This is a genomic window from Shinella sp. S4-D37 (assembly GCF_040812195.1).
Lineage (GTDB): Bacteria > Pseudomonadota > Alphaproteobacteria > Rhizobiales > Rhizobiaceae > Shinella.
In genome coordinates this window covers 2170057-2196462 of the sequence record NZ_JBFNXL010000005.1, presented here as the reverse complement: position 1 = coordinate 2196462, position 26406 = coordinate 2170057, and the positions used below count along the sequence as shown (strand labels likewise).

Below are 26406 nucleotides of genomic sequence, written 5' to 3'. Positions count from 1 at the left end.
ACGCAACGTTACCCCAATTCTCCGGCAGCAAAACGGGGTAGCCGCATGAACCACGATTCCTATCCGGACTATTACATCGCCGACATCCTGCGCTCGACCGGGCTGATCGCGCTCGTCGGCGCCTCGCCCAATCCGGAGCGCCCCAGCCACCGGGTGATGGCCTTCCTGCTGCGCAAGGGATACCGCGTCATCCCGGTCAATCCCGGCCAGGCCGGCAAGGAGATCCTCGGCCAGCCGGTCGTCGCCCGCCTTGCCGATATCGTGGAGCCGATCGACATGGTCGACGTTTTCCGCGCGGCGGATGCGCTGCCGTCGGTCGTCGAGGAGGCGCTGGCGCTGAACCCGCTGCCCAAGGTCATCTGGGGTCAGCTCTCGGTGCGCCATGACGCGGCGGCGGCAAGGGCCGAGGCGGCCGGCATCAAGGTGGTGATGGATCGCTGCCCGGCGATCGAATATCCCCGCCTCGTCGCGTGAGCTGTGCCATTGCCGCAATGCGTATTGCCGTGCCCCGCGCTTTTCCGGAAAATCTTTCTTTGACCGGCTCTTAGCTCTCTGGAATAGTGCGCCCGACTCTAGCCAGGGAGGCCATTTCATGACGAAGAACAAGCCCGGATTCGCAACGCTCGCCATCCATGCCGGCGCCCAGCCGGACCCGACGACCGGCGCGCGCGCGACGCCGATCTACCAGACCACGAGCTTCGTGTTCAACGACACGGACCACGCCGCCTCGCTCTTCGGCCTGCAGGCCTTCGGCAACATCTACACCCGCATCATGAACCCGACCCAGGCGGTGCTGGAGGAGCGCGTCGCGGCGCTGGAAGGCGGCACGGCGGCACTCGCCGTCGCCTCCGGCCATTCCGCCCAGCTCCTCGTCTTCCACACGATCATGCGCCCGGGCGACAATTTCATCGCCGCCAACCGGCTCTACGGCGGTTCGATCAACCAGTTCGGCCACGCCTTCAAGAACTTCGACTGGCATGTGCGCTGGGCCGATCCGGCCGACCTCTCCTCCTTCGAAAGCCAGATCGACGACAGGACCAAGGCGATCTTCGTCGAGAGCCTGGCCAATCCGGGCGGCACCTTCGTCGATCTTGCCGGCATCGCTGACGTGGCGCACCGCCACGGCCTGCCGCTCATCGTCGACAACACCATGGCGACGCCCTATCTCGTGCGCCCGCTGGAGTACGGCGCCGACATCGTCGTGCACTCGCTGACCAAGTTCATGGGCGGCCACGGCAATTCCATGGGCGGCGTCATCGTCGACGGCGGCACCTTCGACTGGACCGTCTCCGGCAAGTATCCGGCGCTGTCCGAGCCGCGGCCGGAATATGCCGGCATGGTGCTGCACGCCACCTTCGGCAACTTCGCCTTCGCCATCGCCTGCCGCGTCCTGGGCCTGCGCGATTTCGGTCCCTCGATCTCGCCGTTCAACGCGTTCCAGATCCTGACCGGCATCGAGACCCTGCCGCTGCGGATGCAGCGCCATTGCGACAACACGCTCACTGTCGCCAAATGGCTGAAGGGCCACGACAAGATTTCCTGGGTCAATTACGCCGGCCTCGATGACGATCCGAACCACGCCACCCAGCAGCGCTATTCACCGAAGGGCGCAGGGGCCGTCTTCACCTTCGGTCTCAAGGGCGGCTACGATGCGGGCAAGCGCTTCGTCGAGGGCCTGGAAATGCTCTCGCACCTCGCCAATATCGGCGACACGCGCTCCCTCGTCATTCACCCGGCCTCCACCACCCACCGCCAGCTCAGCGAGGAGCAGCAGGTCGCCGCCGGCGCCGGCCCCGATGTGGTGCGCCTGTCGATCGGCATCGAGGACGTCGCCGACATCATCGCGGATATCGAACACGCGCTGGCCAAGGCGTGACACTCTCCGGGCGGCCTTCGGGCCGCCCGTCCCATTTCGGAAGGTGGATTGACCCATGAGCAACGCGCAACCCTTCGACACCTCCGGCATCGAGCCCGAGACGGGCCGCCCGGCCGCCGACCGGCTGATCTCGGGCGATCCGGTCTTCACCACCTGGAACATCGAGGAGGCCGATGGCGGCCTCTATGCCGGCATCTGGCAGTCGACGCCGGGGAAATGGCGCATCCAGTACGATGAGTGGGAGTATTTCCACATCCTCGAAGGCCGCTCCATCGTGACCTCCGACGACGGCACGGTTTTCGACCTTGCGGCCGGCGACCGCCTTATCCTCAGGCCCGGCTTCAAGGGAACCTGGGAAGTCGTTGAAACGACTCGCAAGGACTACGTCATCCGGCTGTAATCACCATTCCAGTTCCAGCGCCTCCAGGCCGTGGAAGTGATAGACGTCCTTCACCACGGGTGCTTTCGCGATCTTCAGCCCCGGCAGGCGCTGGAAGAGGATCGGCAGGGCGATGTTGAGCTCCAGCCTTGCGAGCGGCGCGCCGATGCAGAAGTGGATGCCGGCGCCGAAGGAGAGGTTCGCGCCCTCCTCGCGCTCCGGCTTGAAGGCGAGGGGATCGGTGAATTTCCTCGGGTCGAGGTTGGCGGCCGCGAGGATCATCGCCACCTTGTCGCCGCGGCGGAAATGGATGCCGTCGCGTTCGACATCCTCCAGCGCGAAACGGTCGAAGATATGCACCGGCGCGGAGATGCGCAGGCACTCCTCGACCGTGCGTTCCGTCGTCTTCGCGTCGGCAAAGAGCACGGCCGGGTCCGCGTCGTTCTCCAGGATGGTGCGCACGGCATTGCCGATCTGGTGCACGGTCGCCTCGTGGCCGGCATTGAGAAGCACGATGGTGGTCGAGACCAGCTCGTCCTCGGTCAAAAGCTGGCCGCGATGCTCGGTATGCACCATGTGCGAGAGCAGGTCGTCGCGCGGCTCGGCCCGCCGCTCGGCGATGACGCTGCGGACATAGGCGGAGAATTCTTCGGCCGCCCTGTCGGCCGCAAGCTCGTCCTCGCGGGTGCGGCCGAACATGTACATGCGCACATAGGCATGCGACCATTTCAGGAGCTGCGGGCCCATTTCGTCGGGAATGCCGATCATGCGGGCGATCATCGTCACCGGCAGGATATCGGCGAAGGCGGCGAGCAGCTCGACCCTGCCGTCCTTCTCGAACCAGTCGATCGCCGCGTGGCAGAGCGCGGAAATCTCCGGCGTCAATCTCTCGATCATGCGCGACACGAAGGCGCGGTTGACGAGGGTGCGCAGCCGCGTGTGCTCCGGCGGTTCCAGCTCCAGCAGCGACCAGGCCTCCGCCGCGTCGAAATGGGCAAGATGCGCCTGCGGCTCCGGCAGGCCGAGCTCCTCGCGCCCCGCCACATGCAGGATCTGCCGGCCGAAGCGGCGGTCGCGCAGGAGGCCGTTCACATGGTCGTAGCCGGTGAAATACCACATCTTCTGCTCTTCCCACCAGAAGGTGGGACAGTGCGCGTGCAGCGCCGCGTAGACCGGGTTCGGATCGCGGTAGAAATCGGGGTTGCGGCCGTCGAGCGAAACGCGGCGGCTGGCGGGATCGATGGAGAGGAAGGGGAGATGTGCCGTGGTCATGAGGGATGGGTAGCGTATTCCGGCGTCGGGTAAAACCGGAATTTGATTAATCCGGAGCAATGGACTAAGTTCATCGGACTAAGTCCATGGAGCGGCGATGCGCACGTTCAATATTCATGATGCGAAGACCAACCTTTCGCGCCTGGTCGAGCAGGCGGCGAAGGGGGAAAGTTTCGTCATCGCCAAGGCGGGAAAGCCGATGGTCAGGGTCGTGCCGCTCGAAACGGTGGGTGAGGGTGAGACGAGCCGTTTCGGCTTTTTGCGCGGGGAACTGACGGTTCCTGACGATTTCGACCGGATGAGCGAGGATGAGATCGCCCGGCAGTTTTCCGGTGAAGAATGAAACTCCTCATCGACACGCATCTCCTGCTCCGGGCGGCGGCGAGCCCGGAGCGCCTCGGCGAGGCCGCGACGGCACTGATGGCGAATCCGGAAAACGCCCTCTATTTCAGCGTCGCAAGCCTCTGGGAAGTGGCCACCAAATCGAGCCTCGGCCGCGAAGACTTCCAGGTGGACACCGCGCGGCTGCGGCGCGGCCTGGTCGACAACGGCTACATCGAGCTGCCGATCGTCGCCGGCCACGCCATCGCCGTGGCGGAGCTGCCGCACCTGCACCGCGATCCTTTCGACCGCATCCTCATCGCGCAGGCGAAGCATGAGGGCCTGCTGTTGCTGACGGCAGATGCACGCGTTGCCGACTATGGCGGGCCTGTTCGCCTCGTCTGATCCTATTTCCCGACCGCAATCCCCTCCCGCCGCGGGTCGGCGGCGCCTGCAAGGCCGTCGGGGGAGATGGCGATGGCGTGCAGGCCGGAGTTCATCTCGCTCAGCTTCACCTCGTAGCCGAGGGCCTTCAGCGGTTCGGCGAGCTTTTCGGCGTCGGTGCCGGCTTCGAGGTCGTAGGGGCCGAAGCGGTTGATGAGGTGGGGCATGGCGACGATCGCGCCGACATCCATGCCCCAGTCGATATGGGCGATCAGCGCCTGGGCCACATAGCCGATGATCTGGCTGCCGCCGGGCGAGCCGATGGCCAGCACGGGCTTTCCGTCCTTCATCACGATGGTCGGCGACATGGAGGAGCGGGGGCGTTTTCCGGGCTCCACCCGGTTGGCGACGGGCAGGCCCGCATCGTGGGTCTTGAAGGAGAAGTCGGTGAGTTCGTTGTTGAGCAGGAAGCCGCCGGTCATCAGCCGCGAACCGAAGCCGTTCTCGATGGTCGTCGTCATGGAGACGACATTGCCCGCCTTGTCGACGATGACGAAATGGCTGGTGGAAGGCAGTTCGAGCGCGGCGTCGCGGCCGAAATTGAGTGCGTGGTCCCATTCCGGCTTGCCCGCCGCCACGGCATCGGCGCCGAGCGCCCTGTCGCCGTCGAGCAGTCTTGCCCGCTCGCCGAGATAGGTTTTCTCCAGAAGCCCCTTGATCGGGGCGGGCACGAAATCCGTGTCGGCGAGGTAGCGCTCGCGGTCGGCGAAGGCGAGGCGGTGGGCGTCGCCGATCAGCCGCCAGCTTTCCGGATTGTCCCTGCCGAGCGCCTTGAGGTCGAAATTCTCCAGCATGCCGAGCATCTGGCCGACGGCCACCGCGCCGGAGGAGGGCGGCCCCATGCCGCAGACGTCGAGGGCGCGATAGGCGATGCAGACCGGGCGGCGCTCCTTCACCTGGTAGTTCTGAAGGTCGGCGAGCGAGAGCACGCCGGCGTTCTTGCCGGAGCTGCGCACCCTATCGACGATGCCCTGGGCGATCGCGCCGGTATAGAAGGCCGGCGCGCCGCCCTCGGCGATGGCGGACAGCGTCTCGGCATAGGCCGGGTTCCTGAGGACGGTGCCGGCCTTCAGCGGCGCGCCGTCCGCGCCGAAGAAATAGGCGGTCGTCGCCTCGAAGGTCTTCAGCCTGTCTCCCTCGGCGGCGATCAGGCCGGCAAGGCGCGGCGAGACGGCAAAACCGTCGCGGGCGAGTTTTTCGGCGGGGGCGAAGAGGTCCTTCCAGGGTTTTGCGCCCCAGCGGTTGTGCGCTTCCTGCATCAGCATGACGGTGCCGGGCGTGCCGACGGAACGCCCGCCGACGACGGCGTCGAAGAACTGCATCGGCGCGCCCTTGTCGTCGAGGAAGAGCTTGGGCGTTGCCTCCATCGGCGCCGTCTCGCGGCCGTCGAGCGTGGTGAGGCGCCCGGTGCCGGCGTCGTAGTAGACGAGGAACGCGCCGCCGCCGAGGCCGGAGGATTGCGGCTCGACGAGGCCGAGCACGGTCTGGACGGCGATCATGGCGTCGATCGCGCTGCCGCCGTCCGAAAGCACCTTCTCGCCGGCATCCGCCGCAAGCGGATGGGCGGCCGCCACCATATGGGCCTTCGCGGTGGCGACCTTCGCCGCCGCAAGGCCGGTCGCCCGCTCGGGCGCGACGCTGTCGGAGGCCTGCTGGGCGGGCGCCCCGGCCGATGTGAGGAAAAGAAGCCCGAGGGCGACGAGGGATCGTTTCATCATGGTTGCCTCCGCTGGGAAGGGATATAGTGCGGGCAATCGCCCGGAGGAGGCAAGGCGTCGACCGGGATTCATCCTTTCTTCACCGTGCCGACGCTCCGCTTGTGGAAATCGCCGCCAGCCGTTGCGTGAGTTAACCGCATTCTCGCATAGAGCGTCGCAAAACGCGTGCCTGTCTTGAAGTCCGCTACCCTCACACTCTATGTAGGGAGGACGAAACTTGCTGATTCCCAACGTTTGCGAAGGGTTTCAGGGCCACACCGATGAAGGATTGACATGAGAAATCCCGTAGATACCGCCATGGCTCTGGTGCCGATGGTCGTCGAGCAGACCAACCGCGGCGAGCGTTCCTACGACATCTATTCGCGCCTCCTGAAGGAGCGCATCATCTTCCTGACCGGTCCGGTGGAAGATCACATCGCCACGCTCGTCTGCGCGCAGCTTCTCTTCCTCGAGGCCGAGAACCCGAAGAAGGAGATCGCGCTCTACATCAATTCGCCGGGCGGCGTCGTCACCTCGGGCATGGCGATCTACGACACGATGCAGTTCATCAAGCCGGCCGTCTCGACGCTGTGCATCGGCCAGGCCGCCTCGATGGGCTCGCTGCTTCTGGCCGCCGGCCACAAGGACATGCGCTTTGCCACGCCGAACGCCCGCATCATGGTGCACCAGCCCTCCGGCGGCTTCCAGGGCCAGGCCTCCGACATCGAGCGCCACGCCAAGGACATCCTCAAGATGAAGCGCAAGCTGAACGAGGTCTATGTCAAGCATTGCGGCCGCACCTACGAGGAAGTGGAGCAGACGCTCGACCGCGACCATTTCATGAGCGCCGACGAGGCGAAGGACTGGGGCCTTGTCGACCGGGTCATCACCAGCCGCGAGGCGATCGAGGGCGCGTGACGCCATGGTTTTGCCGCGGATGAAGCTATTGTGACACATTTGTAAGGGTCACGGGCTTTATCCGCATCGTAAAGCCGGTAATATTGGCCGTTAATGCTATGTTGATGTGTGACGGCCTAGCATTTGGTATTTCGGTGGGGGACTCGTTGCCACCGGTTTTGGGCGAAGCCCTGTCCGGTCAGTACCCCTGGAGCCTTTGAAGGAAAGCGCGAGCGGCTCCGGCAAAGGCGGTTTGAGTGGTCCGGCCATCTTCCGGGAGATGAACGGCGTGCTGGAAGGAAAGTGATATGAGCAAGGTCAGCGGCAGCAACGGCGGCGACTCCAAGAATACCCTCTACTGCTCCTTCTGCGGCAAGAGCCAGCACGAGGTCCGCAAGCTTATTGCAGGGCCGACGGTGTTCATCTGCGATGAATGCGTCGAATTGTGCATGGACATCATCCGCGAGGAGAACAAGACCTCGATGGTGAAATCCCGCGACGGCGTTCCCACGCCCCAGGATATCATCAAGGTCCTCGATGAATATGTCATCGGCCAGCAGCAGGCCAAGCGCATCCTGTCGGTCGCGGTGCACAACCACTACAAGCGCCTGGCGCATGCCGCCAAGGGTTCTGACGTGGAACTGGCGAAGTCGAACATCATGCTGGTCGGCCCGACGGGCTGCGGCAAGACCTACCTCGCCCAGACGCTCGCCCGCATCATCGACGTGCCCTTCACCATGGCCGACGCCACGACGCTGACCGAAGCCGGTTACGTCGGCGAGGACGTGGAGAACATCATCCTGAAGCTGCTTCAGGCCGCCGACTACAATGTCGAGCGCGCCCAGCGCGGCATCGTCTATATCGACGAGGTCGACAAGATCTCGCGCAAGTCCGACAATCCGTCGATCACGCGGGACGTCTCGGGCGAAGGCGTGCAGCAGGCGCTGCTGAAGATCATGGAAGGCACGGTCGCCTCCGTTCCTCCGCAGGGCGGCCGCAAGCATCCGCAGCAGGAGTTCCTGCAGGTCGACACGACGAACATCCTGTTCATCTGCGGCGGCGCCTTTGCCGGTCTCGACAAGATCATCTCGGCCCGCGGCGAAAAGACCTCGATCGGCTTCGGCGCGACGGTGCGCTCGCCGGAAGATCGCCGCGTCGGCGAGGTGCTGCGCGAGCTGGAGCCGGAAGACCTGGTGAAGTTCGGCCTCATCCCGGAATTCATCGGCCGACTGCCGGTTCTGGCGACGCTGGAAGACCTCGACGAGGATGCGCTGATCCAGATCCTGTCGGAGCCGAAGAACGCGCTGATCAAGCAGTACCAGCGCCTGTTCGAGATGGAAGACGTGGAGCTCACCTTCCACGAGGACGCGCTGCGCGAGATCGCCAAGCGCGCCATCATCCGCAAGACCGGGGCCCGCGGCCTGCGCTCGATCATGGAGAAGATCCTGCTCGACACGATGTTCGAACTGCCGACGCTGGAAGGCGTTCGCGAGGTCGTCATCTCCGACGAGGTGGTCAAGGGATCGGCCCGTCCGCTCTACATTTATTCGGAGCGCACCGACGAGAAGGCCAACGTCTCGGCCTGACCGGCCCGCCGACACCGGCCCTCATCCCGCTGCCGCGACCTTCTCCCCGCAAGCGGGGAGAAGGTGCCGGAGATGGATGAGGGCTTCACGCCGACGATCAAGGACCCGCCGCGGCGGGTCTTTTCATGTGAGCCGCCTAGCGACATTTCGTGACTGGCCGCCCGCTGCGGGAAGGGGCATGATGCGTGACCTTCCGCTGCTTCGGCGGGCCGTTGCGAAACGCCCCGCGCCAAGCCAGAATGGAAGACTTCGATTCTGTCTCGCGTATGCTCCGGCGGTATCGCCGGGGGGAAGGCCGCAAGTTCCGCGACAGCGCGGAAGACTAGACTTCCGTCGTTGGTCCGCTTGTCCGTTGCAGGGTGGGGCACTCCGCAACCGGGCTTGAAAATGTGTTAGCCGCACGCCACTTGTGGATGGAAAAGATCGCCGGCCCGGCACCCCAAGCGCCGAATGGTCCGGTTCCCGGAAACGGGACGTTTGAAAGGAAATGACATGACGAAAAAGACGTCTGCGTCGCACGACACCACGGCCTTCCCGGTCCTGCCCCTGCGCGACATCGTGGTGTTCCCGCACATGATCGTCCCGCTGTTCGTCGGCCGCGAGAAGTCGATCCGCGCCCTGGAAGAGGTGATGGGCACCGACAAGCAGATCATGCTTGCCACCCAGATCAACGCCTCCGACGACGACCCGGAAACCGACGCGATCTACCGCATCGGCACCGTCGCCAACGTGCTCCAGCTCCTGAAGCTGCCGGACGGCACCGTCAAGGTGCTGGTCGAGGGCCGCGCGCGCGCCGAGATCGACGGCTACACCGACCGCGAGGAATTCTACGAGGCGATGGCCCATGTCCTGGCCGAGCCCGAGGAGGACCCGGTGGAGGTCGAGGCGCTGTCGCGCTCGGTCGTCTCCGAGTTCGAGAACTACGTGAAGCTCAACAAGAAGATCTCGCCCGAAGTCGTCGGCGCCGCGAGCCAGATCGAGGATTATTCGAAGCTCGCCGACACGGTCGCCTCGCACCTCTCCATCAAGATCGTCGAAAAGCAGGAAATGCTGGAGACGACGAGCGTCAAGCTGCGCCTTGAAAAGGCGCTCGGCTTCATGGAAGGCGAAATTTCCGTCTTGCAGGTCGAGAAACGGATCCGCTCGCGTGTAAAACGCCAGATGGAGAAGACGCAGCGCGAATACTACCTCAACGAACAGATGAAGGCGATCCAGAAGGAACTCGGCGACGGCGAGGACGGCCGCGACGAGATGGCCGAACTCGAAGAGAAGATCGCCAAGGTCAAGCTCTCCAAGGAGGCCCGCGAGAAGGCGGACGCCGAACTGAAGAAGCTGCGCCAGATGAGCCCGATGTCGGCGGAAGCCACCGTCGTGCGCAACTACCTCGACTGGCTGACGGGCATTCCGTGGGGCAAGAAGTCGAAGATCAAGACCGACCTCAACGCCGCGGAAAAGACCCTCGACGAGGATCATTTCGGCCTCGACAAGGTCAAGGAGCGCATCGTCGAATATCTCGCCGTGCAGGCCCGCTCGACCAAGATCAAGGGCCCGATCCTGTGCCTCGTCGGCCCTCCGGGCGTCGGCAAGACCTCGCTTGCGAAATCGATCGCCAAGGCGACCGGCCGCGAATATATCCGCATGGCGCTGGGCGGCGTGCGCGACGAGGCCGAGATCCGCGGCCACCGCCGCACCTATATCGGCTCGATGCCCGGCAAGGTCATCCAGTCGATGAAGAAGGCGAAGAAGTCCAACCCGCTCTTCCTGCTCGACGAGATCGACAAGATGGGCATGGATTTCCGCGGCGATCCGTCGTCTGCCCTGCTGGAGGTGCTCGATCCGGAACAGAACTCGACCTTCATGGACCATTACCTGGAAGTCGAATACGACCTGTCCAACGTCATGTTCGTGACGACGGCGAACACGCTGAACATTCCCGCGCCCCTGATGGACCGCATGGAAGTGATCCGCATCGCCGGCTACACGGAAGAAGAGAAGCTGGAAATCGCGCAAAGGCACCTCCTGCCGAAGGCGATCCGCGACCACGCGCTGCAGCCGAAGGAATTCTCGGTCACCGACGGCGCGCTGATGGCGGTCATCCAGCAGTACACCCGTGAAGCCGGTGTGCGTAACTTCGAACGCGAATTGATGAAGCTCGCCCGCAAGGCGGTCACCGAGATCATCAAGGGCAAGGCGAAGAGCGTCGAGGTCACGGCGGAGAACATCCACGACTTCCTCGGCGTTCCGCGCTTCCGCCACGGCGAAGCCGAGCGCGAGGACCAGGTCGGCGTCGTCACGGGTCTTGCCTGGACGGAAGTCGGCGGCGAACTGCTCACCATCGAAGGCGTCAGCCTGCCGGGCGGCAAGGGCCGCATGACGGTCACGGGCAACCTGAAGGACGTGATGAAGGAATCGATCTCGGCGGCGGCCTCCTATGTCCGCTCGCGCGCCGTCGATTTCGGCATCGAGCCGCCGCGCTTCGACAAGACGGACATCCACGTCCACGTTCCCGAGGGCGCGACGCCGAAGGACGGTCCGTCCGCCGGTATCGCCATGGCGACCGCCATCGTCTCCATCATGACCGGCATTCCGGTCTTGAAGGATATCGCGATGACGGGCGAGGTGACGCTGCGCGGCCGGGTGCTGCCGATCGGCGGCCTGAAGGAAAAGCTGCTCGCGGCGCTTCGCGGCGGCATCAAGAAGGTGCTGATCCCGGAAGAGAACGCCAAGGACCTGGCCGACATTCCGGACAATGTGAAGAACAGCATGGAGATCGTTCCGGTCTCGCGCATGGGCGAGGTGATCAAGCACGCGCTCGTGCGCCGGCCGGAGCCGATCGAGTGGGACGCAACGGTCGAGGATGCCAAGGTTCCGGCGGTCGAATCGACCGACGAGGGCACCGGCGCGATCGCCCATTGAGCCTTGCAGCCGGGCGACATACCCCGGCATTTTCGAGCGAAACGGGAAAAGACCGGCCTTTCGGCCGGTCTTTTTCGTTGAAAAACGTGTGCAAACCCTGGATTCTCAGGGTTTTGCGACGAAATTTTCTTGCGGGGCGAGGGGCGATGCGTATTCTGCCCCCGACTTGTATGAGTCGTTTCAAACCGAATGAAAGGGGTGGAAACATGAACAAGAATGAACTCGTATCCGCAGTGGCTGAGAAGTCTGGCCTCTCCAAGACGGACGCGGCATCGGCTGTCGACGCCGTTTTCGAGACCATCCAGGGCGAACTCAAGAACGGCGGCGACGTTCGTCTCGTCGGTTTCGGCAATTTCTCCGTATCGCGCCGTGAAGCCTCCAAGGGCCGCAACCTCTCGACCGGCGCCGAGATCGAGATCCCGGCACGCAACGTGCCGAAGTTCTCGGCCGGCAAGGGCCTGAAGGACGCCGTCAACGGCTGATTCTCCGTTCGGGCAGAGCGGTTATCCACTCCGCCGCCAAACCTGGAATTCAGGGTCGGGGTCCGGTTTTTCCGGGCCCCTTTTTATTTGCGGGGGGAAGGGCCGGGCGTGTCGCCGAATTGTCATCGGCCTGTAACAGGAAAGCCTCAGAACCGCCGGGTTCCTTTTGACCGGATCCCGGAGGATTTCATGAAGACCCGTTCGATCACCGCCGCGCTCGCCGCGGTCCTCGCCGCTTCGGTGGCCTCTGCCGCCAGCGCCGAGCCCGTATTCAATCGCATTGCGTCCTTCGCCGTCGCCGACAACCTGCCCGAGGGCGTCGACAAGGCGAGGCCGACCTCGTCGGAAATCATCAGCGCCTCGGAAGACGGCAACACGCTCGTCTATTCCGACAGCCCGAACAAGGCGATCGGCTTCATCGACATCACCGATGCGAAGGCCCCGAAGGCCGGCGGCACCGTCGCCTTCGACGGCGAGCCGACCTCGGTCACCATCGCCGCCGGCAAGGCGCTCGTGGCGATCAACACGCGCGAAAGCTTCGTGAAGCCGTCGGGCGTCCTCGCCCAGGTCGATGTCGCCTCCAAGGCCATCGAGGCGACCTGCGATCTCGGCGGCCAGCCGGATTCGATCGACCTCAACAAGGACAGGACGATCGCCGCCATTGCCATCGAGAACGAACGCGACGAAGAGGTCAATGACGGCGCCATCCCGCAGATGCCGGCCGGCGATCTCGTGCTCATCTCCCTGAAGGACGGCGTCGTCGATTGCGGCTCGATCAAGCATGTCACGCTGACCGGCCTTGCCGACGTTGCCGGCGAGGATCCCGAACCGGAATTCGTCTCCTTCAACAACCTCGACGAAGTCGCCCTGACGCTGCAGGAGAACAACCATATCGTCATCATCGACGGCAAGACCGGCACGGTGAAGTCGCACTTCTCCGCCGGCACGGTCAGCCTCGAAGGCATCGACACCAAGAAGGACGGCGCGCTCACGTTCACCGGCGAGATGAAGGATGTCCCGCGCGAGCCGGACGCCGTGAAGTGGCTGGACGACAACCGCCTGGTCGTCGCCAACGAGGGCGACTGGAAGGGCGGCGCGCGCGGCTTCACCATCTTCGACAAGCAGGGCAAGGTCCTCTACGAGAACGGCGCCGGCTTCGAGCGCGAGATCGCCCGGATCGGCCATTACCCGGACAAGCGCAACAAGAAGGGTGTCGAGCCGGAAGGCATGGAAGCCGCCAAATTCGGCGACGACAACCTGTTCTTCGTGCTCGCCGAGCGCGCCTCGGTCGTCGGCGTCTACAAGGATACCGGCGGCGAGCCCGAGCTTCTCCAGTTGCTGCCGTCGGGCGTCGGGCCGGAAGGCGCCGTCGCGATCCCCAGCCGCAACCTCTTCGTGACCGCCAACGAGACCGACCTCGTCGAGGACGGCGGCGCCCGTGCGCATGTCATGATCTATGAGCGCGCCGAAGGCGAGGCCGCCTATCCGCAGATCGTCTCCACCGACAAGGACGGCGAACTCATCGGCTTCGGCGCCCTCTCGGGTCTCGCGCCGGTCGAGGACAAGCCGGGCATGCTCTATGCCGTCAACGATTCCTTCTACGCCTCGCAGCCGACGATCTTCACGATCGACGCCACCGCGAAGCCGGCGAGGATCGTCGATGCGCTGCGCATCACCCGGGGTGGCGCCGCCGCCCAGAAGCTCGACAGCGAAGGCCTGACGCCGGACGGCGAGGGCGGCTTCTGGCTCGCCAACGAGGGCGATGCCGACAAGCTCTACAGCCACGCCATCCTCCATGTGAACGGGAAGGGCGAGATCCAGAAGGAAATCGCCATTCCCGCCGCGCTGCGCGCCGGCGAGAAGCGCTTCGGTTTCGAAGGCATCGCCAGCGTCGGCGAAGGCGACGACAAGGTGCTGTGGATGGCCATGCAGCGCGAATGGGGCGACGACGAGAAGGGTTTTGTGAAGCTCGTCTCCTACAAGCCTTCCTCGGAAGAATGGGGCGCCGTGCGCTATCCGCTCGAAAAGACGGAAAGCGGCTGGGTCGGCCTTTCCGAGATCACCGTCCATGGCGACCATGCCTATATCATCGAGCGTGACAACCTGATCGGTGAGGCCGCCAAGCTGAAGAAGCTCTACCGCGTGGCGCTTTCAGACCTGAAGCCGGCCGCGCTCGGCGGCGATCTGCCCGTCGTCAGGAAGGAAGAGGTCCGCGACCTCATCCCGGACCTCAAGGGCGCCACCAACGGTTTCGTCGTCGACAAGGTCGAGGGCTTTGCCGTCGACGCCGCCGGCAACGGCTTCGTGGTGACCGACAATGACGGCGTCGACGATTCTTCCGGCGAGACGCTGTTCTTCGGCATCGGCCCGATGAACGCCATGTAAGCCGGCATCGGCCGAGCGACTATCACAAACGAGAAAGGCCGGGATCGCAGGATCCCGGCCTTTCTACCGTCTTCCGTTGCCGCCCGGCTCAGCCGATGGCGCGCAGGGGGCGCGCGGCGTCCGTGCCGCTCTCGGCCTTGTCCCGCTCGCGTTGCAATTCTTCGGTCTTCTCGCTGAGGCAGCGGACGATTTCCTTGAGGTGCTGCTTCTGGTCTTCGGTCAGCACCGCGAAGATCGCCTCGATCGTCTTGTGCTGCGGCTGCTGGGCGGCGGAGATCACCGTGCGGCCCATATCCGTGATCGAGACGATCTTGGCGCGGCGGTCCTTCGGGTCCGGCTCGCGCTTGACGAGCTTGTCGCGCTCCAGCCCGTCGATCGCCTCCGTCACCGTGCGGGGCGCGAAACCGAGCGCGCAGGCGATGTCCGTCGAGCGCTGCGGGCCCTGACATTCCAGAAGAAGCAGGAACTTGCTGCGGGCAAGCGACACGCCTTCGTCCATCATGCACTCGTTCACCAGGCGGCTCACCTGATGGTAGAGTTTGAACATGCCCTGGGAGATTTCTATCGTGCTACTCATGAGGGGAAATATAGGTATTATGAGGGACCATGTCAAATGATCGTGAAGGTTTTCGGATAATTTGATCATATATATTGAACGATCTCTGTAAATGCGAACGGTCAGGTCGCGGCGGTTATTCCCGTTCTTTCCCGGAATTTTCGGGGTGGGGTGATTTCTCTCCTGCATAACCTTGCCGGCGGGGCGCCAAGCATTGACCCGGCGGAAGGGGAAAGCGATTGTCCGGGGATGCCGTTCCGCTTCATCCACACTGCCGATCTCCACCTCGATTCGCCCCTCACGTCGCTCGCCTTGCGCAATGCCGAGCTTGGCGACCTGGTGCGCGGGGCGACGCGCAAGGCGCTGGAGCGCATCGTCGACCTTGCGATCACGGAAGCGGTCGACGCGCTCATCATCGCCGGCGATCTCTACGACGGTTCGCAGACCTCCATGGCGACGGCGCTCTTCCTGATGGGGCAGATGCGCCGGCTGGAGGCGGCCGGCATCCGCGTCTTCCTCATCCGCGGCAACCACGACGCCCAGTCGCAGATCACCCGCGAACTGACCTTTCCGCCGAACGTGCACGTCTTCGACGGCCGCGGAAAGCCGGTGAGGGCCGGCATATTGGCGAGCGGCCGCGAAATCCACGTGCACGGCATCAGCTTTGCCCATCCCCATGCCCCGGCCTCGCTGCTGCCGGGCTTCCGCGCCCCGGTGCCGGACGCCGTCAATATCGGCCTCCTGCACACCAGCCTTGCGGGCGCCAGCCGCCACGATCCCTATGCGCCCGTCGGCGTGGCCGATCTTGCCGCGCACGGCTTCGACTACTGGGCGCTCGGCCATATCCACCAGCGCCGGGTGCATCTCGAAAAGCCGTGGATCGTCATGCCCGGCAATCCGCAGGGGCGCGACATCAACGAGGGCGGGCCGAAGGGCGTGACGCTCGCCACCGTCGAGGACGACGGCACGATCACCTGCGCGCTGCATCCGGTGGCCGTCGCGCTGTTCGAGCGGCTTTCCGTCGATCTCTCCGGCGTCGACGACTGGCGCGGCATGCTCGACCGTGTCGAAACCGCGCTGGGGCAGGCGAGGGCCGGGGCGGGCGGCGCCCATCTCGTCGCGCGCCTTTCCCTTGCCGGCGCCACGCCGCTCGCCTGGCGCCTGCGCCGCGACGAGGACCTCCTCACGGCCGAGTTGCAGAACCTTGCCGCCTCGCTCGGCGAATGCTGGATCGAGGCGGTGGAGCTTTCCGCCGCCGTGCCGCTGGCGGCGGCCGGTGCCGATGCCGGCCCGCTTACCGAACTGTCGCGGCTGATGCGCGAGGACGTCCTCGGCAATCACGCCTATCGCGAGGAACTGCGCGAGACGCTGGCCGATCTCCTGCGCCAGTTGCCGAAGGAGGCGCGCAGCCTGCTGGCCGCGGACGAGGCGGCGGAGGAAGCCCTGCTGCAGGACCTTGCCCTTCGCGGCGCCGATGCCGTTCTCGCGCGCCTCGGCGGCGAAGGCGCGGGGGCATAGCCGATGCGCCTCGATCGCTTGGACCTCGTCCGATACGGGAAATTTACGGACCGCAGCCTCGATTTCGGCACGGCCACGCCCGGCAAGCCGGATTTCCACCTCGTCTACGGCCCGAACGAGGCGGGCAAGTCGACGCTGTTCTCCGCTTATCTCGACCTGCTTTTCGGCATCGAGAAATCCAGCGCCTACGGCTTCCTCCATCCCTATGCGCTGATGCGCGTCGGCGGGCGCTTCTCCGTCGGCGCCGAGCGCCACGAGGCCTATCGCCTGAAGCGCAACCAGGCCTCGCTCGTCTCCGCCGACGATCGCCCCTTGCCGGAGACGCTGTTTGCCGGCGTGCTCGGCGGCATGGACCGCAATGCCTATCGCACCATGTTCTCGCTCGACGACGAGAGCATCGAGAAGGGCGGCGAGGACATCCTGAAAAGCGAGGGCGAGCTTGGCGCGATGCTCTTTTCCGCCAGCTCCGGCCTTTCCGACATGGCCACGGGCCTTGCGGCGCTGAAGGCGGAGGCCGACGAATTCTACCGTCCTTCCGGCCGCAAGCACGGGCTCTCCGCCCTTAAGGCGGATATCGAGGCATTGGCGGCCGAGCGCAAGGCGCTGGACGTCGCGGCCCGCGACTACGGCCTGCTGGTGCGCGAGCGGGACGCCGCCGCCGCGCGGCACGGCGAGATGACGGCCGCCCGCGCCGAGGTGCGCGCCGCGCTGGCGCTGGTCGAGCGCAGCCTTTCCGCACTGCCCTCCCTGCGGCGCCTGCGGGCCCTGCGGGCCGAACTCGGCGCCTTCGACCTCGGCGAATCGCCGCCGGCCGCCTGGCGGTCGCTTTCCGGCGAACTCGCGCGCGAGGAGGCGGAGATCGCCGCCCGTGCCGCGCGCACGGAGGCCGAGCGCCTGCATCTTGCCGATGAGCTGGCGGCGCTGCCCGAGGACGAGGCGGTGCTCGCGGCCGAGGCGGATATTACGGCCCTTGCCGGCTCGGCGCTCGAAGCCCGGTTCCGCACGGCGGCGATGGACCTTGCCGCCCGCGAGGCGGAGCGGGACCGGGTCACCCTTGCCATCGGGGCGGGCCTTGCCGTCTTCGGGCTTCCCGCCGATGCCGATCCGGCCGGCATCCTGCTTCCGCCGGGCCTCGGCGAGACGTTGACGACCCACTTGTCGCGGCGGGCGGCGCTTGCCGAACGCGCCGAGACGGCGCTGCGCGAGCGCGCCGAGGCGGACCGGGCGCTCGCTGCGGCGGGCGGCGAGGCCGGTGTCGTTTCGCAGGAGGACGCGCAGGCGGATGCGGCGCTGCAATCCATGCTCGCCGCCGCCCTGCGCGCCGCCCGGTCCGGCGATCTTTCGGCGCGCCTTCGCGAGGCCCGTCGTCTTGCCGCGCTCGCCCGGCAGGAGGCGGACGGTGCGATGGCGCGCCTTGCCCCCTGGTCCGGCAGCCCCGCGGCCCTCGAAGGCCTGGCGGTGCCGCCGCCGGCCGAAATCGAGAGCCTGCGCAAGCGATACGATGCGGCAGCCGAGGCGCTGCACCGCCAGGAGGAGCAGGCCGCGGCGCTGGCGCTGGACGTCGCCTCCGCCCGCGCGACGCTCGCGGCGCTGCAGGAGGCGACGGGTGCGGCCGGCGAGGAACAGGCGGGCCATCTCAGGACGCTGCGCGAGGCGGCCTGGCACAGGCATCTCTCGACGCTCGACAGCGGCACGGCGGCCAGTTTCGAACAGGCCATGCGCGACGACGACCGCGCCGTGGAGGCGCGCCTCAACACTGCCGACCGGCTTTCGGAACTGCGCATCCTCGAACGCACGGCGGCGGAAGGCGCGGCGCGGCTGGAGACATTGGGCGGCGAAGCGACCCGTCTGGCCGACGCGCGGGCGGAGGTCGAGGCGCAGGTCTCTCTGCTTGCGGCACGTCTCGGCCTGCCCCGCGGGACGACGCTGGCGGAGATGGCGGGCTGGCTCGAACGGCGGACGACGGCGCTGGATGCGCGCGCCGCGCTTGCGCTGCGTACGGTCGAAGCCGATCTCGTCGATAAAGAGAAGCGAGACATGCTGGCGCGGCTCGCCGCCCTCCTGGGCGCGCCGCCGGCCGAGGACAGCCCCCTCGACGAGGCGCTGTTCCTTGCCGAGGAGCGGCTGGAGACATTGAAGGCGGCGGACGCCCGGCGACTAGCCGCTGCCGAGCGGCTCGCGCGCCTTGAGGCCGATGCCGGCATGCGCGGCAAGGCGGCGGACGACGCCGCGGCGGCGCTTGCGGCATGGCAGGCGGCATGGGAGCGGTCCATCGCCGGCACCTGGCTCGCGCGGCCGGACGCCCCCGCCGCGCCGGACCGCATCGCCGCGATCCTTCCGGCGCTGCAGACGCTCGCCCAGAATGTCGAGCGCTGCGCGGAGTTCGATCACCGGATCGCCGGCATGCGCCGCGACCAGCAGGATTATGCCGGCCATGCAAGCCGCCTCGCCGCGCGCCTGTCCGAGTCCTTCGACGCCGAAGACCCGCTTTCCACCGTCGCCGTCGTCGGCCGGCGGCTTGCCGCCGCGACGGCGGTGCGCCAGCGGCGCGAGGCGATGGACAAGGCGGCGCTGCGCCTCGACGAGGAAGAGAGGACGCTGGACGAGCGCCGCGCCGTGCTCGCCGCGCGGCTTGCGGAGATCTACGCCGTGCTCGGCTGCGACACGCTGGCGGAGGCCGACCTGATGCTCGAAGCCTATCGCAAGCGCGACGAGATCGCCGCGCGCGCCGACGATGCCGGGCGCGACCTCGCCCGGCAGCTGCGCACGGAAACGGCCGACGAAGCCGAGGCGCTGCTGTCGGCCGTCGACGACGACCAGCTTGCGGCGGAGAAGGACGACCTTTCCGCGCGGCTGGAAGAGCTCGACCGCGCGGTGCAGGAGCAGCATCTCCTGCGGGCGCGGGCGGAGGAGGCGCTGGCAAGGGTCGCCGGCAGCGACGAGGCGGCGGTGCTGGAGGAGCGGCGGCGCACGGTGCTGATCGACCTTGCGGAGAAGTCGCGGCGCTACCTTGCGACGCGCGCCGGCATCCTTGCGGCCGAGCAGGCGCTGCGGCTCTACCGCGAGCGCCATCGCAGCGCGATGATGGAGCGCGCCTCGCGGACCTTCCGCGACATCACGGCCGGCGAATATGCCGGCCTGTCCACCATCCTCGAAAAGGACAGCGAGTTCCTGGTGGTCAACGCCGCCTCCGGCGGCTCGAAGCTGGCGAAGGACCTTTCCAAGGGCACGCGTTTCCAGCTCTATCTGGCGCTGCGCGTGGCGGGCTATCACGAGATCGCCTCAAGCCGCGAGATCGTGCCCTTCATCGCCGACGACATCATGGAGACCTTCGACGACCGGCGCGCGCTCAATGCCCTGACGGTGATGGCGGCGATGGCGACGGGCGGACAGGTGATCTACCTCACCCATCACGAGCATCTCTGCGATCTTGCGAAAAAGGCCTGCCCCGACGTCGCGATCCATGAATTGTGAGGGCTGAAACGTCAGGGGGAGGGCAGGCGTCAAGGCCGAAACTTGACTTGGCCGGTGGTAAGTGGTTCTTGGCGCACCATCGGCATCGCTGCGAAGCCTGCTTCGCGCGGCGCTCCGCCCTGAAGAAACGGACGGATATGACGTTGAGGACCGGCAGAGAAGCGACGATCCGGGAGCGGGGTTTTGCGCCCCTCGGCTTCCTCGTGCTGCTCGTCACGCTGTTCCTCTCGCAGTTTTCCCTGCCCGACAGCGCCGCCGGCAGCGGCCATCCGCCTCCGGCCACCGCCGCGGGCGGGGTCGCGCCGTCGCCGCTCTCGGCCGCCGGCGACGACCTGTGGTTACCGGCGAGCGGCCACGCCGAGCGGCGCGTCGCCAAGGCCAAGAGCGGCCTGCTGGAGGGCGACGCCGCCGGCAAGGCGCTCGTGCCGGGCGCCGGTGTCGTGCTCTATCCCTTCGAGACCGCCGTCGCGGTGGTCTTCCTTGCTGCCGACGATGCGGCGCCCCGGCACCTGGGGCCTGCGTCCTTCCGCAGCCGCGCGCCTCCGGCTTTTTCCGCCTGAGGCCCTGTGGCGTCCCTGAACGCCGCGCCATTCGTTCGAAATTCCGAATCCCGCGGACGGCGCCGACCTCACGTCGCGCCCGTCCGGCAGTCTAGATGGAACAAACCCATGAAAACCTCCAAATGGGCATTGTTGGTCTATATCGCGATCATCCTCTTCGGGGTGCTCGCGGCCGTGCCCAACGTGCTGACGTCTGAACAGCAGGCGACATTCGGGCGCTACCTGCCCGCCAATCCCGTCACCCTCGGCCTCGATCTGAAGGGCGGCTCGCACCTCGTGCTGGAGGTCGATTCCGCAGCGCTCCGCAAGGCGCGCATGGACGTGCTGCTCAACGATACGCGTGCGATCCTGCGCACCGCCGGCGAGCGCGCCTCGGCCGCCCGCCTCAGCGGCACGACGCTGACGATCACGCTGCCCGACCAGGCGACGCTCGACAAGATCCTGCCGGAAGTGCGCAAGCTCGCGACGCCGACGACGACGCTCGGCTTTTCCGCCGGCAGCGCCGATATCGATGTGGCCACCAGCGGCAACCTGATCAACGTCATGCTGACGGAAGCCGGCATCAACGAGCGCATGTCGGCCGCCGTCGAGCAGAGCCTTGAGATCATCCGCCGCCGCGTCGACCAGGTCGGTGTCGCCGAGCCGCTGATCCAGCGCGTCGGCGGCGACCGCATCCTCGTCCAGCTTCCGGGCCTGCAGGACCCGACGCGCCTGCGCCAGCTGCTCGGCTCGACCGCGCAGATGAGCTTCCACATGGTCGACCAGACCGTGGACCCGAACAGCGTCGCCCCGCGCGGCGTGATGATCCTGCCGGGCGCCAACGATCCCGGCAAATATGCCGTGGAAGAGCGCGTCGCCATTTCGGGCGATCGCCTCGCGGACGCCAAGGCCGGCTTCGACCAGCGCACGAACGAGCCGATCGTCTCGTTCAGCTTCGATTCGACCGGCGCGCGCCAGTTCGCGGAGATCACCCAGGCGAATGTCGGAAAACCCTTCGCCATCGTCCTCGACGGCAAGGTGCTGACGGCCCCCGTCATCCGCGAGCCGATCATCGGCGGCCAGGGCCAGATCTCCGGCAACTTCAACCCGCAGGAAGCGACCGTTCTTTCCGCGCTGCTGCGCTCCGGCGCGCTGCCGGCGCCGCTCACCATCATCGAGGAGCGCACCGTCGGCCCGAACCTCGGTTCCGACTCGATCCGCATGGGTCTCTATACGGGTCTTGCCGGCCTTGCCGCCGTCGTCGTGCTGATGCAGGTGCTCTACGGCTCCTGGGGTCTCATCGCCAATCTCGGCCTCGTGCTGCACACCATCCTGACCATCGGCCTCCTCGGCCTTCTCGGCTCGACGCTGACCCTGCCCGGCATCGCCGGCATCATCCTCGGCATCGGCATGGCCGTCGACGCCAACATCCTGATCAACGCCCGTATCCGCGAGGAGACGGCGGCGGGCGCGGGGGCCATGAAGGCGCTCGACGTCGGCTTCAACAAGGCCTATGCCACCATCGTCGACGGCAACATGACGACCATGGTGGGCATGATCCTGCTCTTCATGTTCGGCTCCGGCCCGGTACGCGGCTTCGCCATCACCATGATCATCGGCCTGGCGATCTCGATGTTCACCTCGATCACCTTCGTGCGCCTGCTGATGCGCGAGGTGGTCATCCGCCGCAAGATGAAGAAGATCGACATCCATTCGATCTTCGGCCAGGTCTGGGCGATCCCCAGCTTCTCCTTCATGCGCGGCCGCTATATCGCGATCGCCATGTCGGCCTTCATCTCGACGAGCTCGATCATCCTGTTCTTCACGCCGGGCCTCAACTACGGCATCGACTTCGTCGGCGGTATCCAGGTCGAGGCGACCTCCAAGACGCCGATCGACCTCGCCCCGCTGCGCGAGAAGATGGAAGGCCTCAACCTCGGCGAGGTCGCCCTGCAGGAATTCGGCCAGGGCACGTCCGTCCTCGTGCGCGTCCAGCGCCAGCCGGGCGGCGAAGAGGTGCAGACGGCGGCGCTCCAGATGATCCGCGACGGCGTCGCCGAAGTGATCCCGGACGCCAGCTTCGAGCGCACGGAAGTGGTCGGCCCGACCGTCTCGACCGAGCTTGCCCGCTCCGGCTTCCTTGCCGTCGGCCTCGGCATGCTGGCGATCCTGATCTACATCTGGTGGCGTTTCGAGTGGCACTTCGCCGTCGGCGCCATCGCGACGCTGATCCTGGACATCACCAAGATGGTCGGCTTCTTCGCGCTGATGCAGATCGACTTCAACCTGACGGCCATCGCCGCGGTGCTGACGCTGATCGGCTATTCGGTCAACGACAAGGTGGTGGTGTACGACCGCATGCGCGAGAACCTGCGCAAGTACAAGTCGATGCCCTTCTCGGACCTCATCGACCTGTCGGTCAACCAGGTGGTCATGCGATGCATCTTCACCTCGGTTGCCGTGGCGGTCTCGCTGCTGCCGATGGCGATCTGGGGCGGCGACACGGTAAAGCCCTTCGCCTGGCCGATGCTGTTCGGCGTGGTCGTCGCGACGACCTCGTCGATCTATATCGGCGGCCCGATCCTGCTCTTCCTCAGCCGCTGGTGGAAGGACCGCGATACCGCCCGGGCGCCCGGCCCGGCAACGACGCCGGCAAGCGAGGCTTGAAAATGGAACGGGCGCCCCTGAGGCGCCCGTTTCGTATCGAAATGCCTGAGATGCGGCAGCCTACCAGCGGTCGTGCACATGCGGCGCGACGAGCCGGTAATAGACCTCGCGCGTCGCCTCCATCACCTCGTCCGAAAGCGCCGGCAGGCTGGCGGCCCGGGCGTTCGCCTCGGCCTGCGCGGCGTTGCGCGCGCCCGGAATGACGACGCTGACCGCATCGGCCATCAGGATCCAGCGCAGCGCGAAGGCGGCCATGGCGGTGCCGGCCGGCACCAGCGCACGGATTTCCTCGACGGCCTTAAGGCCCGTCTCGAAGGGCACGCCGGCAAAGGTCTCGCCGACATCGAACGCATCGCCCTGTCGGTTGAAGTTGCGGTGGTCGTCGGCGGCGAACGCGGTGTCGCGCGTGATCTTGCCCGAGAGCAGGCCGCTTGCCAGCGGCACGCGGGCGATGACGGCGACCTGGCGACGGGCGGCTTCCTTGAAGAAGAGCTGCGCCGGGCGCTGGCGGAACATGTTGTAGATGATCTGCACGCTGGTGACGCCGGGATATTCGATCGCCTTCAGCGCCTCCTCGACCTTCTCGACGCTGACGCCGTAATTGGCGATCTTGCCGGCGGCCTTGATCTCTTCCAGCGCATGGAACACCTCTGGCCGGTAATAGACCTCCGTCGGCGGGCAATGAAGCTGCAGGAGGTCGAGCCGCTCCACGCCGAGGTTCTGCAGGCTGCGGTCGATGAAACCTTCGAGGTTTTCCTTGGTGTAGCCATCGGCCACATGCGGGGAAAGCCGGCGGCCGGCCTTGGTGGCCACCATCGGGCGCTGGCCGCCGCGGTCCTTCAGCACGTCGGCGATGATCTTTTCCGAGCGGCCGTCGCCATAGACGTCGGCGGTGTCGATGAAGGACATGCCGGCGTCGAGCGCGGCGTTGAGCGCGGCACGGCCGTCCGCCTCGCTGACATCACCCCAGGAACCGCCGATCTGCCAGGCGCCGAAGCCGATATCCGTGGTGGTGAAACCCGTGCGGCCGAATTTGCGATGTCTCATGAAAATTTCTCCCGACAAATGCCCAATGAATGAATGTGTCGGGAGGTAGCACTCCGCTCCGGCGCGGACAAGGAAATCGCGTCCCCGCAAAGGGTCAGTCCTGGATGATTTCCACCAGATAGAAGGTCGCCTCATCGCCGATCGGCACGACCTCCGCCGCCAATGCGCCGCCGAGCACGAGCGCATCGAGCGGCTGGAGCCCGACGAGGCCTTCCGGCGTGGAGACGCCGAGCGGTTCCAGCGCCAGCAGAAGACGTTCGCCCGTCGTTTCCGGCAGCGCCAGTGTATCACGCGTGACGTGATGCGTCAGCCGGTGTCGGAAGGCGCCGCGCCGGGTCATCACGTTGAGGTCGGTGATCGGCCCGCCCGTGAGGCGCGCCGTGGTCGGCGCATCGGCCGGGAAGGCGAGGGGCGCGGAGGCGGGCGTCAGCAGCGTCTCGCCAAGTCCCTCGATCGAGAGCGCCATGCCGTCGCCCGATAGCACGGCCAGCGTGCGGTCGATGCCGGGAAAGACCGAGAAGGGCCCGTCGCCCGCCACGCGCGCCATGCTGACGCGCCAGCCGAAATCCGAAAGGCTCGCGCCTTCCGGATGGACGATCACCTCGACCGTCTCGCCGCCGCCGTTCTTCCACGGCATGCGGCGATGGTCGGCGTTGCGCAAAAGGCGGGTCATCAGTTACCGAGGATGCCCGGCAGGCGCAGGCCCTTTTCGCGGGCGCAGTCGAGCGCGATGTCGTAGCCGGCATCGGCGTGGCGCATGACGCCGGTCGCCGGGTCGTTCCACAGGACGCGGCCGACGCGCTCGGCGGCCTCATCCGTGCCGTCGCAGCAGATGACGACGCCCGAATGCTGCGAGAAGCCCATGCCGACGCCGCCGCCATGGTGGAGCGACACCCAGGTCGCGCCCGAGGCGGTGTTGAGCAGGGCATTGAGCAGCGGCCAGTCGGACACGGCGTCGGACCCGTCCTTCATGGCTTCCGTCTCGCGGTTCGGCGAGGCGACGGAGCCCGAATCGAGGTGGTCGCGGCCGATGACGATGGGGGCCTTCAATTCGCCGTTCTTCACCATCTCGTTGAAGGCGAGGCCGAGGCGATGACGGTCGCCGAGGCCGACCCAGCAGATACGCGCCGGCAGGCCCTGGAAGGAGATGCGCTCCCTGGCCATGTCCAGCCAGTTGTGCAGGTGCTTGTTGTCGGGCAGGAGTTCCTTCACCTTGGCGTCGGTCTTGTAGATGTCCTCCGGATCGCCGGACAGCGCCGCCCAGCGGAACGGGCCGATGCCGCGGCAGAACAGCGGGCGGATATAGGCCGGCACGAAACCCGGGAAGGCGAAGGCGTTTTCGAGGCCTTCGTCCTTGGCGACCTGGCGGATGTTGTTGCCGTAGTCGAAGGTCGGGATGCCCATGTCCTTAAAGGCGATCATCGCTTCGACATGCTCGCGCATGGAAGCGCGGGCGGCCCTCTCGACGGCCTTCGGGTCGCTTTCGCGCCTGGCCTTCCACTCGGCCATGGTCCAGCCCTTCGGCAGGTAGCCGTTGATCGGGTCGTGGGCGGAGGTCTGGTCGGTCACCATGTCGGGGCGGATGCCGCGGCGGATCATCTCGGGGAGGATTTCCGCGGCGTTGCCGAGCAGGCCGACGGACTTGGCTTCGCCCGCCTTCGTCCAGCGGTCGATCATCGCCATGGCCTCGTCGAGCGTCTCGGCCTTCTCGTCGATATAGCGGGTGCGCAGGCGGAAATCGATCGAATCCGGGTTGCATTCGACGGCAAGGCACGAGGCGCCGGCCATGACGGCGGCGAGCGGCTGGGCGCCGCCCATGCCGCCGAGGCCGCCGGTCAGCACCCACTTGCCCTTGAGGTTGCCGCCATAGTGCTGGCGGCCGGCCTCCACGAAGGTCTCGTAGGTGCCCTGCACGATGCCCTGGCTGCCGATATAGATCCACGAGCCGGCCGTCATCTGGCCGTACATGGCAAGGCCCTTCTTATCCAGCTCGTTGAAATGGTCCCAGGTGGCCCAGTGCGGCACGAGGTTGGAATTGGCGATGAGGACGCGCGGCGCGTCCTTGTGCGTGCGGAAGATGCCGACCGGCTTGCCGGACTGCACGATCAGCGTCTCGTTGTCTTCGAGGTCGCGCAGCGAGGCGACGATCCGGTCGAAATCCGCCCAGGTGCGGGCGGCGCGACCGATGCCGCCGTAGACGACGAGTTCGTGCGGGTTTTCCGCGACGTCCGGGTCGAGGTTGTTCATCAGCATGCGCAGCGGCGCTTCGGTCAGCCAGCTCTTGGCGGTGCGTTCGGTGCCGGTGGCGGCGCGGACTTCGCGGATGTTGTGGCGGGGATTGTCGGTCATG

The 26406-nt window shown here is 66.4% G+C and carries 20 protein-coding genes; 14 read left to right on the top strand and 6 right to left on the bottom strand.

Translation table 11 applies throughout. From position 1 onward, the window contains the following. Window positions 1-45 precede the first annotated feature (45 nt). From AB3G45_RS18175 to AB3G45_RS18165, 3 genes are all read left to right on the top strand, one after another. The gene (locus AB3G45_RS18175) at window positions 46-474 is read left to right on the top strand and encodes a CoA-binding protein (protein WP_367831867.1); all 429 of its coding nucleotides are present in this window, start codon (window positions 46-48) and stop codon (window positions 472-474) included. Window positions 475-592: 118 nt separating this feature from the next. Further along, window positions 593-1876 (top strand): O-acetylhomoserine aminocarboxypropyltransferase, encoded by a 1284-nt coding sequence (locus AB3G45_RS18170; RefSeq protein WP_367831866.1) that lies wholly within the window; start codon window positions 593-595, stop codon window positions 1874-1876. A gap of 55 nt (window positions 1877-1931) precedes the next feature. Then, window positions 1932-2276 (top strand): cupin domain-containing protein, encoded by a 345-nt coding sequence (locus tag AB3G45_RS18165; protein ID WP_367831865.1) that lies wholly within the window; start codon window positions 1932-1934, stop codon window positions 2274-2276. Here AB3G45_RS18165 and AB3G45_RS18160 read toward each other — a convergent pair whose 3' ends face one another. Continuing rightward, a complete protein-coding gene (locus tag AB3G45_RS18160) occupies window positions 2277-3527 on the bottom strand; it encodes a cytochrome P450 (protein ID WP_367831864.1) in 1251 nt (416 codons plus the stop codon). It abuts the gene before it with no gap. A 97-nt stretch (window positions 3528-3624) separates the two neighbouring features. Here AB3G45_RS18160 and AB3G45_RS18155 point away from each other — a divergent pair, with 97 nt between their 5' ends. After that, window positions 3625-3870 carry a type II toxin-antitoxin system Phd/YefM family antitoxin gene (locus AB3G45_RS18155; RefSeq protein ID WP_367831863.1) on the top strand — a complete coding sequence of 82 codons (246 nt, stop codon included), beginning with the start codon at window positions 3625-3627 and terminating at the stop codon, window positions 3868-3870. Further along, entirely contained in the window at window positions 3867-4253 is a 387-nt protein-coding gene (locus AB3G45_RS18150) for a type II toxin-antitoxin system VapC family toxin (RefSeq protein ID WP_367831862.1), read from the top strand. The genes AB3G45_RS18155 and AB3G45_RS18150 overlap by 4 nt, the downstream gene beginning before the upstream one ends. A gap of 2 nt (window positions 4254-4255) precedes the next feature. Here AB3G45_RS18150 and ggt read toward each other — a convergent pair whose 3' ends face one another. After that, window positions 4256-6007 carry a gamma-glutamyltransferase gene (gene ggt / locus AB3G45_RS18145; protein ID WP_367833618.1) on the bottom strand — a complete coding sequence of 584 codons (1752 nt, stop codon included), beginning with the start codon at window positions 6005-6007 and terminating at the stop codon, window positions 4256-4258. A 276-nt stretch (window positions 6008-6283) separates the two neighbouring features. Here ggt and clpP point away from each other — a divergent pair, with 276 nt between their 5' ends. The 5 genes from clpP to AB3G45_RS18120 all read left to right on the top strand — a co-directional run bounded on the left by clpP (window position 6284) and on the right by AB3G45_RS18120 (window position 14255). Further along, entirely contained in the window at window positions 6284-6907 is a 624-nt protein-coding gene (clpP, locus tag AB3G45_RS18140; RefSeq protein WP_367831861.1) for an ATP-dependent Clp endopeptidase proteolytic subunit ClpP, read from the top strand. A gap of 287 nt (window positions 6908-7194) precedes the next feature. Continuing rightward, window positions 7195-8472: an ATP-dependent Clp protease ATP-binding subunit ClpX gene (gene clpX, locus AB3G45_RS18135; RefSeq protein ID WP_367831860.1), complete on the top strand. Its 1278-nt coding sequence runs from the start codon at window positions 7195-7197 to the stop codon at window positions 8470-8472. Between the two features lie 492 nt (window positions 8473-8964). After that, complete coding sequence (lon, locus tag AB3G45_RS18130) at window positions 8965-11388, top strand: endopeptidase La (RefSeq protein ID WP_367831859.1); 2424 nt, start codon at window positions 8965-8967, stop codon at window positions 11386-11388. Between the two features lie 206 nt (window positions 11389-11594). After that, window positions 11595-11870 (top strand): DNA-binding protein HupB, encoded by a 276-nt coding sequence (gene hupB, locus AB3G45_RS18125; protein ID WP_023516583.1) that lies wholly within the window; start codon window positions 11595-11597, stop codon window positions 11868-11870. 189 nt (window positions 11871-12059) lie between these two features. After that, window positions 12060-14255, top strand: coding sequence for an esterase-like activity of phytase family protein (locus AB3G45_RS18120; protein ID WP_367831858.1), 2196 nt, complete (start codon window positions 12060-12062; stop codon window positions 14253-14255). An 88-nt stretch (window positions 14256-14343) separates the two neighbouring features. Here the strand turns inward: AB3G45_RS18120 and AB3G45_RS18115 are convergent, their stop codons facing one another. Further along, window positions 14344-14802: a MarR family winged helix-turn-helix transcriptional regulator gene (locus AB3G45_RS18115; protein ID WP_367831857.1), complete on the bottom strand. Its 459-nt coding sequence runs from the start codon at window positions 14800-14802 to the stop codon at window positions 14344-14346. A gap of 258 nt (window positions 14803-15060) precedes the next feature. Between AB3G45_RS18115 and AB3G45_RS18110 the strand changes: the two genes are divergently transcribed. From AB3G45_RS18110 to secD, 4 genes are all read left to right on the top strand, one after another. After that, window positions 15061-16329, top strand: coding sequence for an exonuclease SbcCD subunit D (locus tag AB3G45_RS18110; RefSeq protein ID WP_367831856.1), 1269 nt, complete (start codon window positions 15061-15063; stop codon window positions 16327-16329). Between the two features lie 3 nt (window positions 16330-16332). Next, a complete protein-coding gene (locus AB3G45_RS18105) occupies window positions 16333-19803 on the top strand; it encodes an AAA family ATPase (RefSeq protein WP_367831855.1) in 3471 nt (1156 codons plus the stop codon). A 143-nt stretch (window positions 19804-19946) separates the two neighbouring features. After that, window positions 19947-20363: a hypothetical protein gene (locus tag AB3G45_RS18100; RefSeq protein ID WP_367831854.1), complete on the top strand. Its 417-nt coding sequence runs from the start codon at window positions 19947-19949 to the stop codon at window positions 20361-20363. Window positions 20364-20471: 108 nt separating this feature from the next. After that, complete coding sequence (secD, locus tag AB3G45_RS18095) at window positions 20472-23009, top strand: protein translocase subunit SecD (RefSeq protein WP_367831853.1); 2538 nt, start codon at window positions 20472-20474, stop codon at window positions 23007-23009. A gap of 60 nt (window positions 23010-23069) precedes the next feature. Here secD and AB3G45_RS18090 read toward each other — a convergent pair whose 3' ends face one another. From AB3G45_RS18090 to hutU, 3 genes are all read right to left on the bottom strand, one after another. After that, window positions 23070-24056: an aldo/keto reductase gene (locus AB3G45_RS18090; RefSeq protein ID WP_367831852.1), complete on the bottom strand. Its 987-nt coding sequence runs from the start codon at window positions 24054-24056 to the stop codon at window positions 23070-23072. 94 nt (window positions 24057-24150) lie between these two features. After that, on the bottom strand, window positions 24151-24729 hold the full coding sequence (locus AB3G45_RS18085) for a HutD family protein (RefSeq protein WP_367831851.1): 579 nt from the start codon (window positions 24727-24729) through the stop codon (window positions 24151-24153). Next, window positions 24729-26405, bottom strand: a complete 1677-nt coding sequence (hutU, locus tag AB3G45_RS18080) for a urocanate hydratase (protein WP_367831850.1) — start codon at window positions 26403-26405, stop codon at window positions 24729-24731. Before hutU ends, AB3G45_RS18085 begins: the two co-directional genes overlap by 1 nt. Between the last annotated feature and the right edge of the window lies 1 nt (window position 26406).

Bases quoted from the DNA above. Each gene is read 5' to 3' on its own strand.
- ggt (WP_367833618.1), bottom strand. From the start codon at position 6,007: ATGAAACGATCCCTCGTCGCCCTCGGGCTTCTTTTCCTCACATCGGCC.
- AB3G45_RS18150 (WP_367831862.1), top strand. From the start codon at position 3,867: ATGAAACTCCTCATCGACACGCATCTCCTGCTCCGGGCGGCGGCGAGC.
- AB3G45_RS18175 (WP_367831867.1), top strand. From the start codon at position 46: ATGAACCACGATTCCTATCCGGACTATTACATCGCCGACATCCTGCGC.
- AB3G45_RS18115 (WP_367831857.1), bottom strand. From the start codon at position 14,802: ATGTTCAAACTCTACCATCAGGTGAGCCGCCTGGTGAACGAGTGCATG.
- lon (WP_367831859.1), top strand. From the start codon at position 8,965: ATGACGAAAAAGACGTCTGCGTCGCACGACACCACGGCCTTCCCGGTC.
- hupB (WP_023516583.1), top strand. From the start codon at position 11,595: ATGAACAAGAATGAACTCGTATCCGCAGTGGCTGAGAAGTCTGGCCTC.
- AB3G45_RS18105 (WP_367831855.1), top strand. From the start codon at position 16,333: ATGCGCCTCGATCGCTTGGACCTCGTCCGATACGGGAAATTTACGGAC.
- AB3G45_RS18120 (WP_367831858.1), top strand. From the start codon at position 12,060: ATGAAGACCCGTTCGATCACCGCCGCGCTCGCCGCGGTCCTCGCCGCT.
- AB3G45_RS18110 (WP_367831856.1), top strand. From the start codon at position 15,061: ATGCCGTTCCGCTTCATCCACACTGCCGATCTCCACCTCGATTCGCCC.
- AB3G45_RS18155 (WP_367831863.1), top strand. From the start codon at position 3,625: ATGCGCACGTTCAATATTCATGATGCGAAGACCAACCTTTCGCGCCTG.
- AB3G45_RS18170 (WP_367831866.1), top strand. From the start codon at position 593: ATGACGAAGAACAAGCCCGGATTCGCAACGCTCGCCATCCATGCCGGC.
- clpX (WP_367831860.1), top strand. From the start codon at position 7,195: ATGAGCAAGGTCAGCGGCAGCAACGGCGGCGACTCCAAGAATACCCTC.
- AB3G45_RS18165 (WP_367831865.1), top strand. From the start codon at position 1,932: ATGAGCAACGCGCAACCCTTCGACACCTCCGGCATCGAGCCCGAGACG.
- secD (WP_367831853.1), top strand. From the start codon at position 20,472: ATGAAAACCTCCAAATGGGCATTGTTGGTCTATATCGCGATCATCCTC.
- hutU (WP_367831850.1), bottom strand. From the start codon at position 26,405: ATGACCGACAATCCCCGCCACAACATCCGCGAAGTCCGCGCCGCCACC.
- AB3G45_RS18160 (WP_367831864.1), bottom strand. From the start codon at position 3,527: ATGACCACGGCACATCTCCCCTTCCTCTCCATCGATCCCGCCAGCCGC.
- AB3G45_RS18085 (WP_367831851.1), bottom strand. From the start codon at position 24,729: ATGACCCGCCTTTTGCGCAACGCCGACCATCGCCGCATGCCGTGGAAG.
- clpP (WP_367831861.1), top strand. From the start codon at position 6,284: ATGAGAAATCCCGTAGATACCGCCATGGCTCTGGTGCCGATGGTCGTC.
- AB3G45_RS18090 (WP_367831852.1), bottom strand. From the start codon at position 24,056: ATGAGACATCGCAAATTCGGCCGCACGGGTTTCACCACCACGGATATC.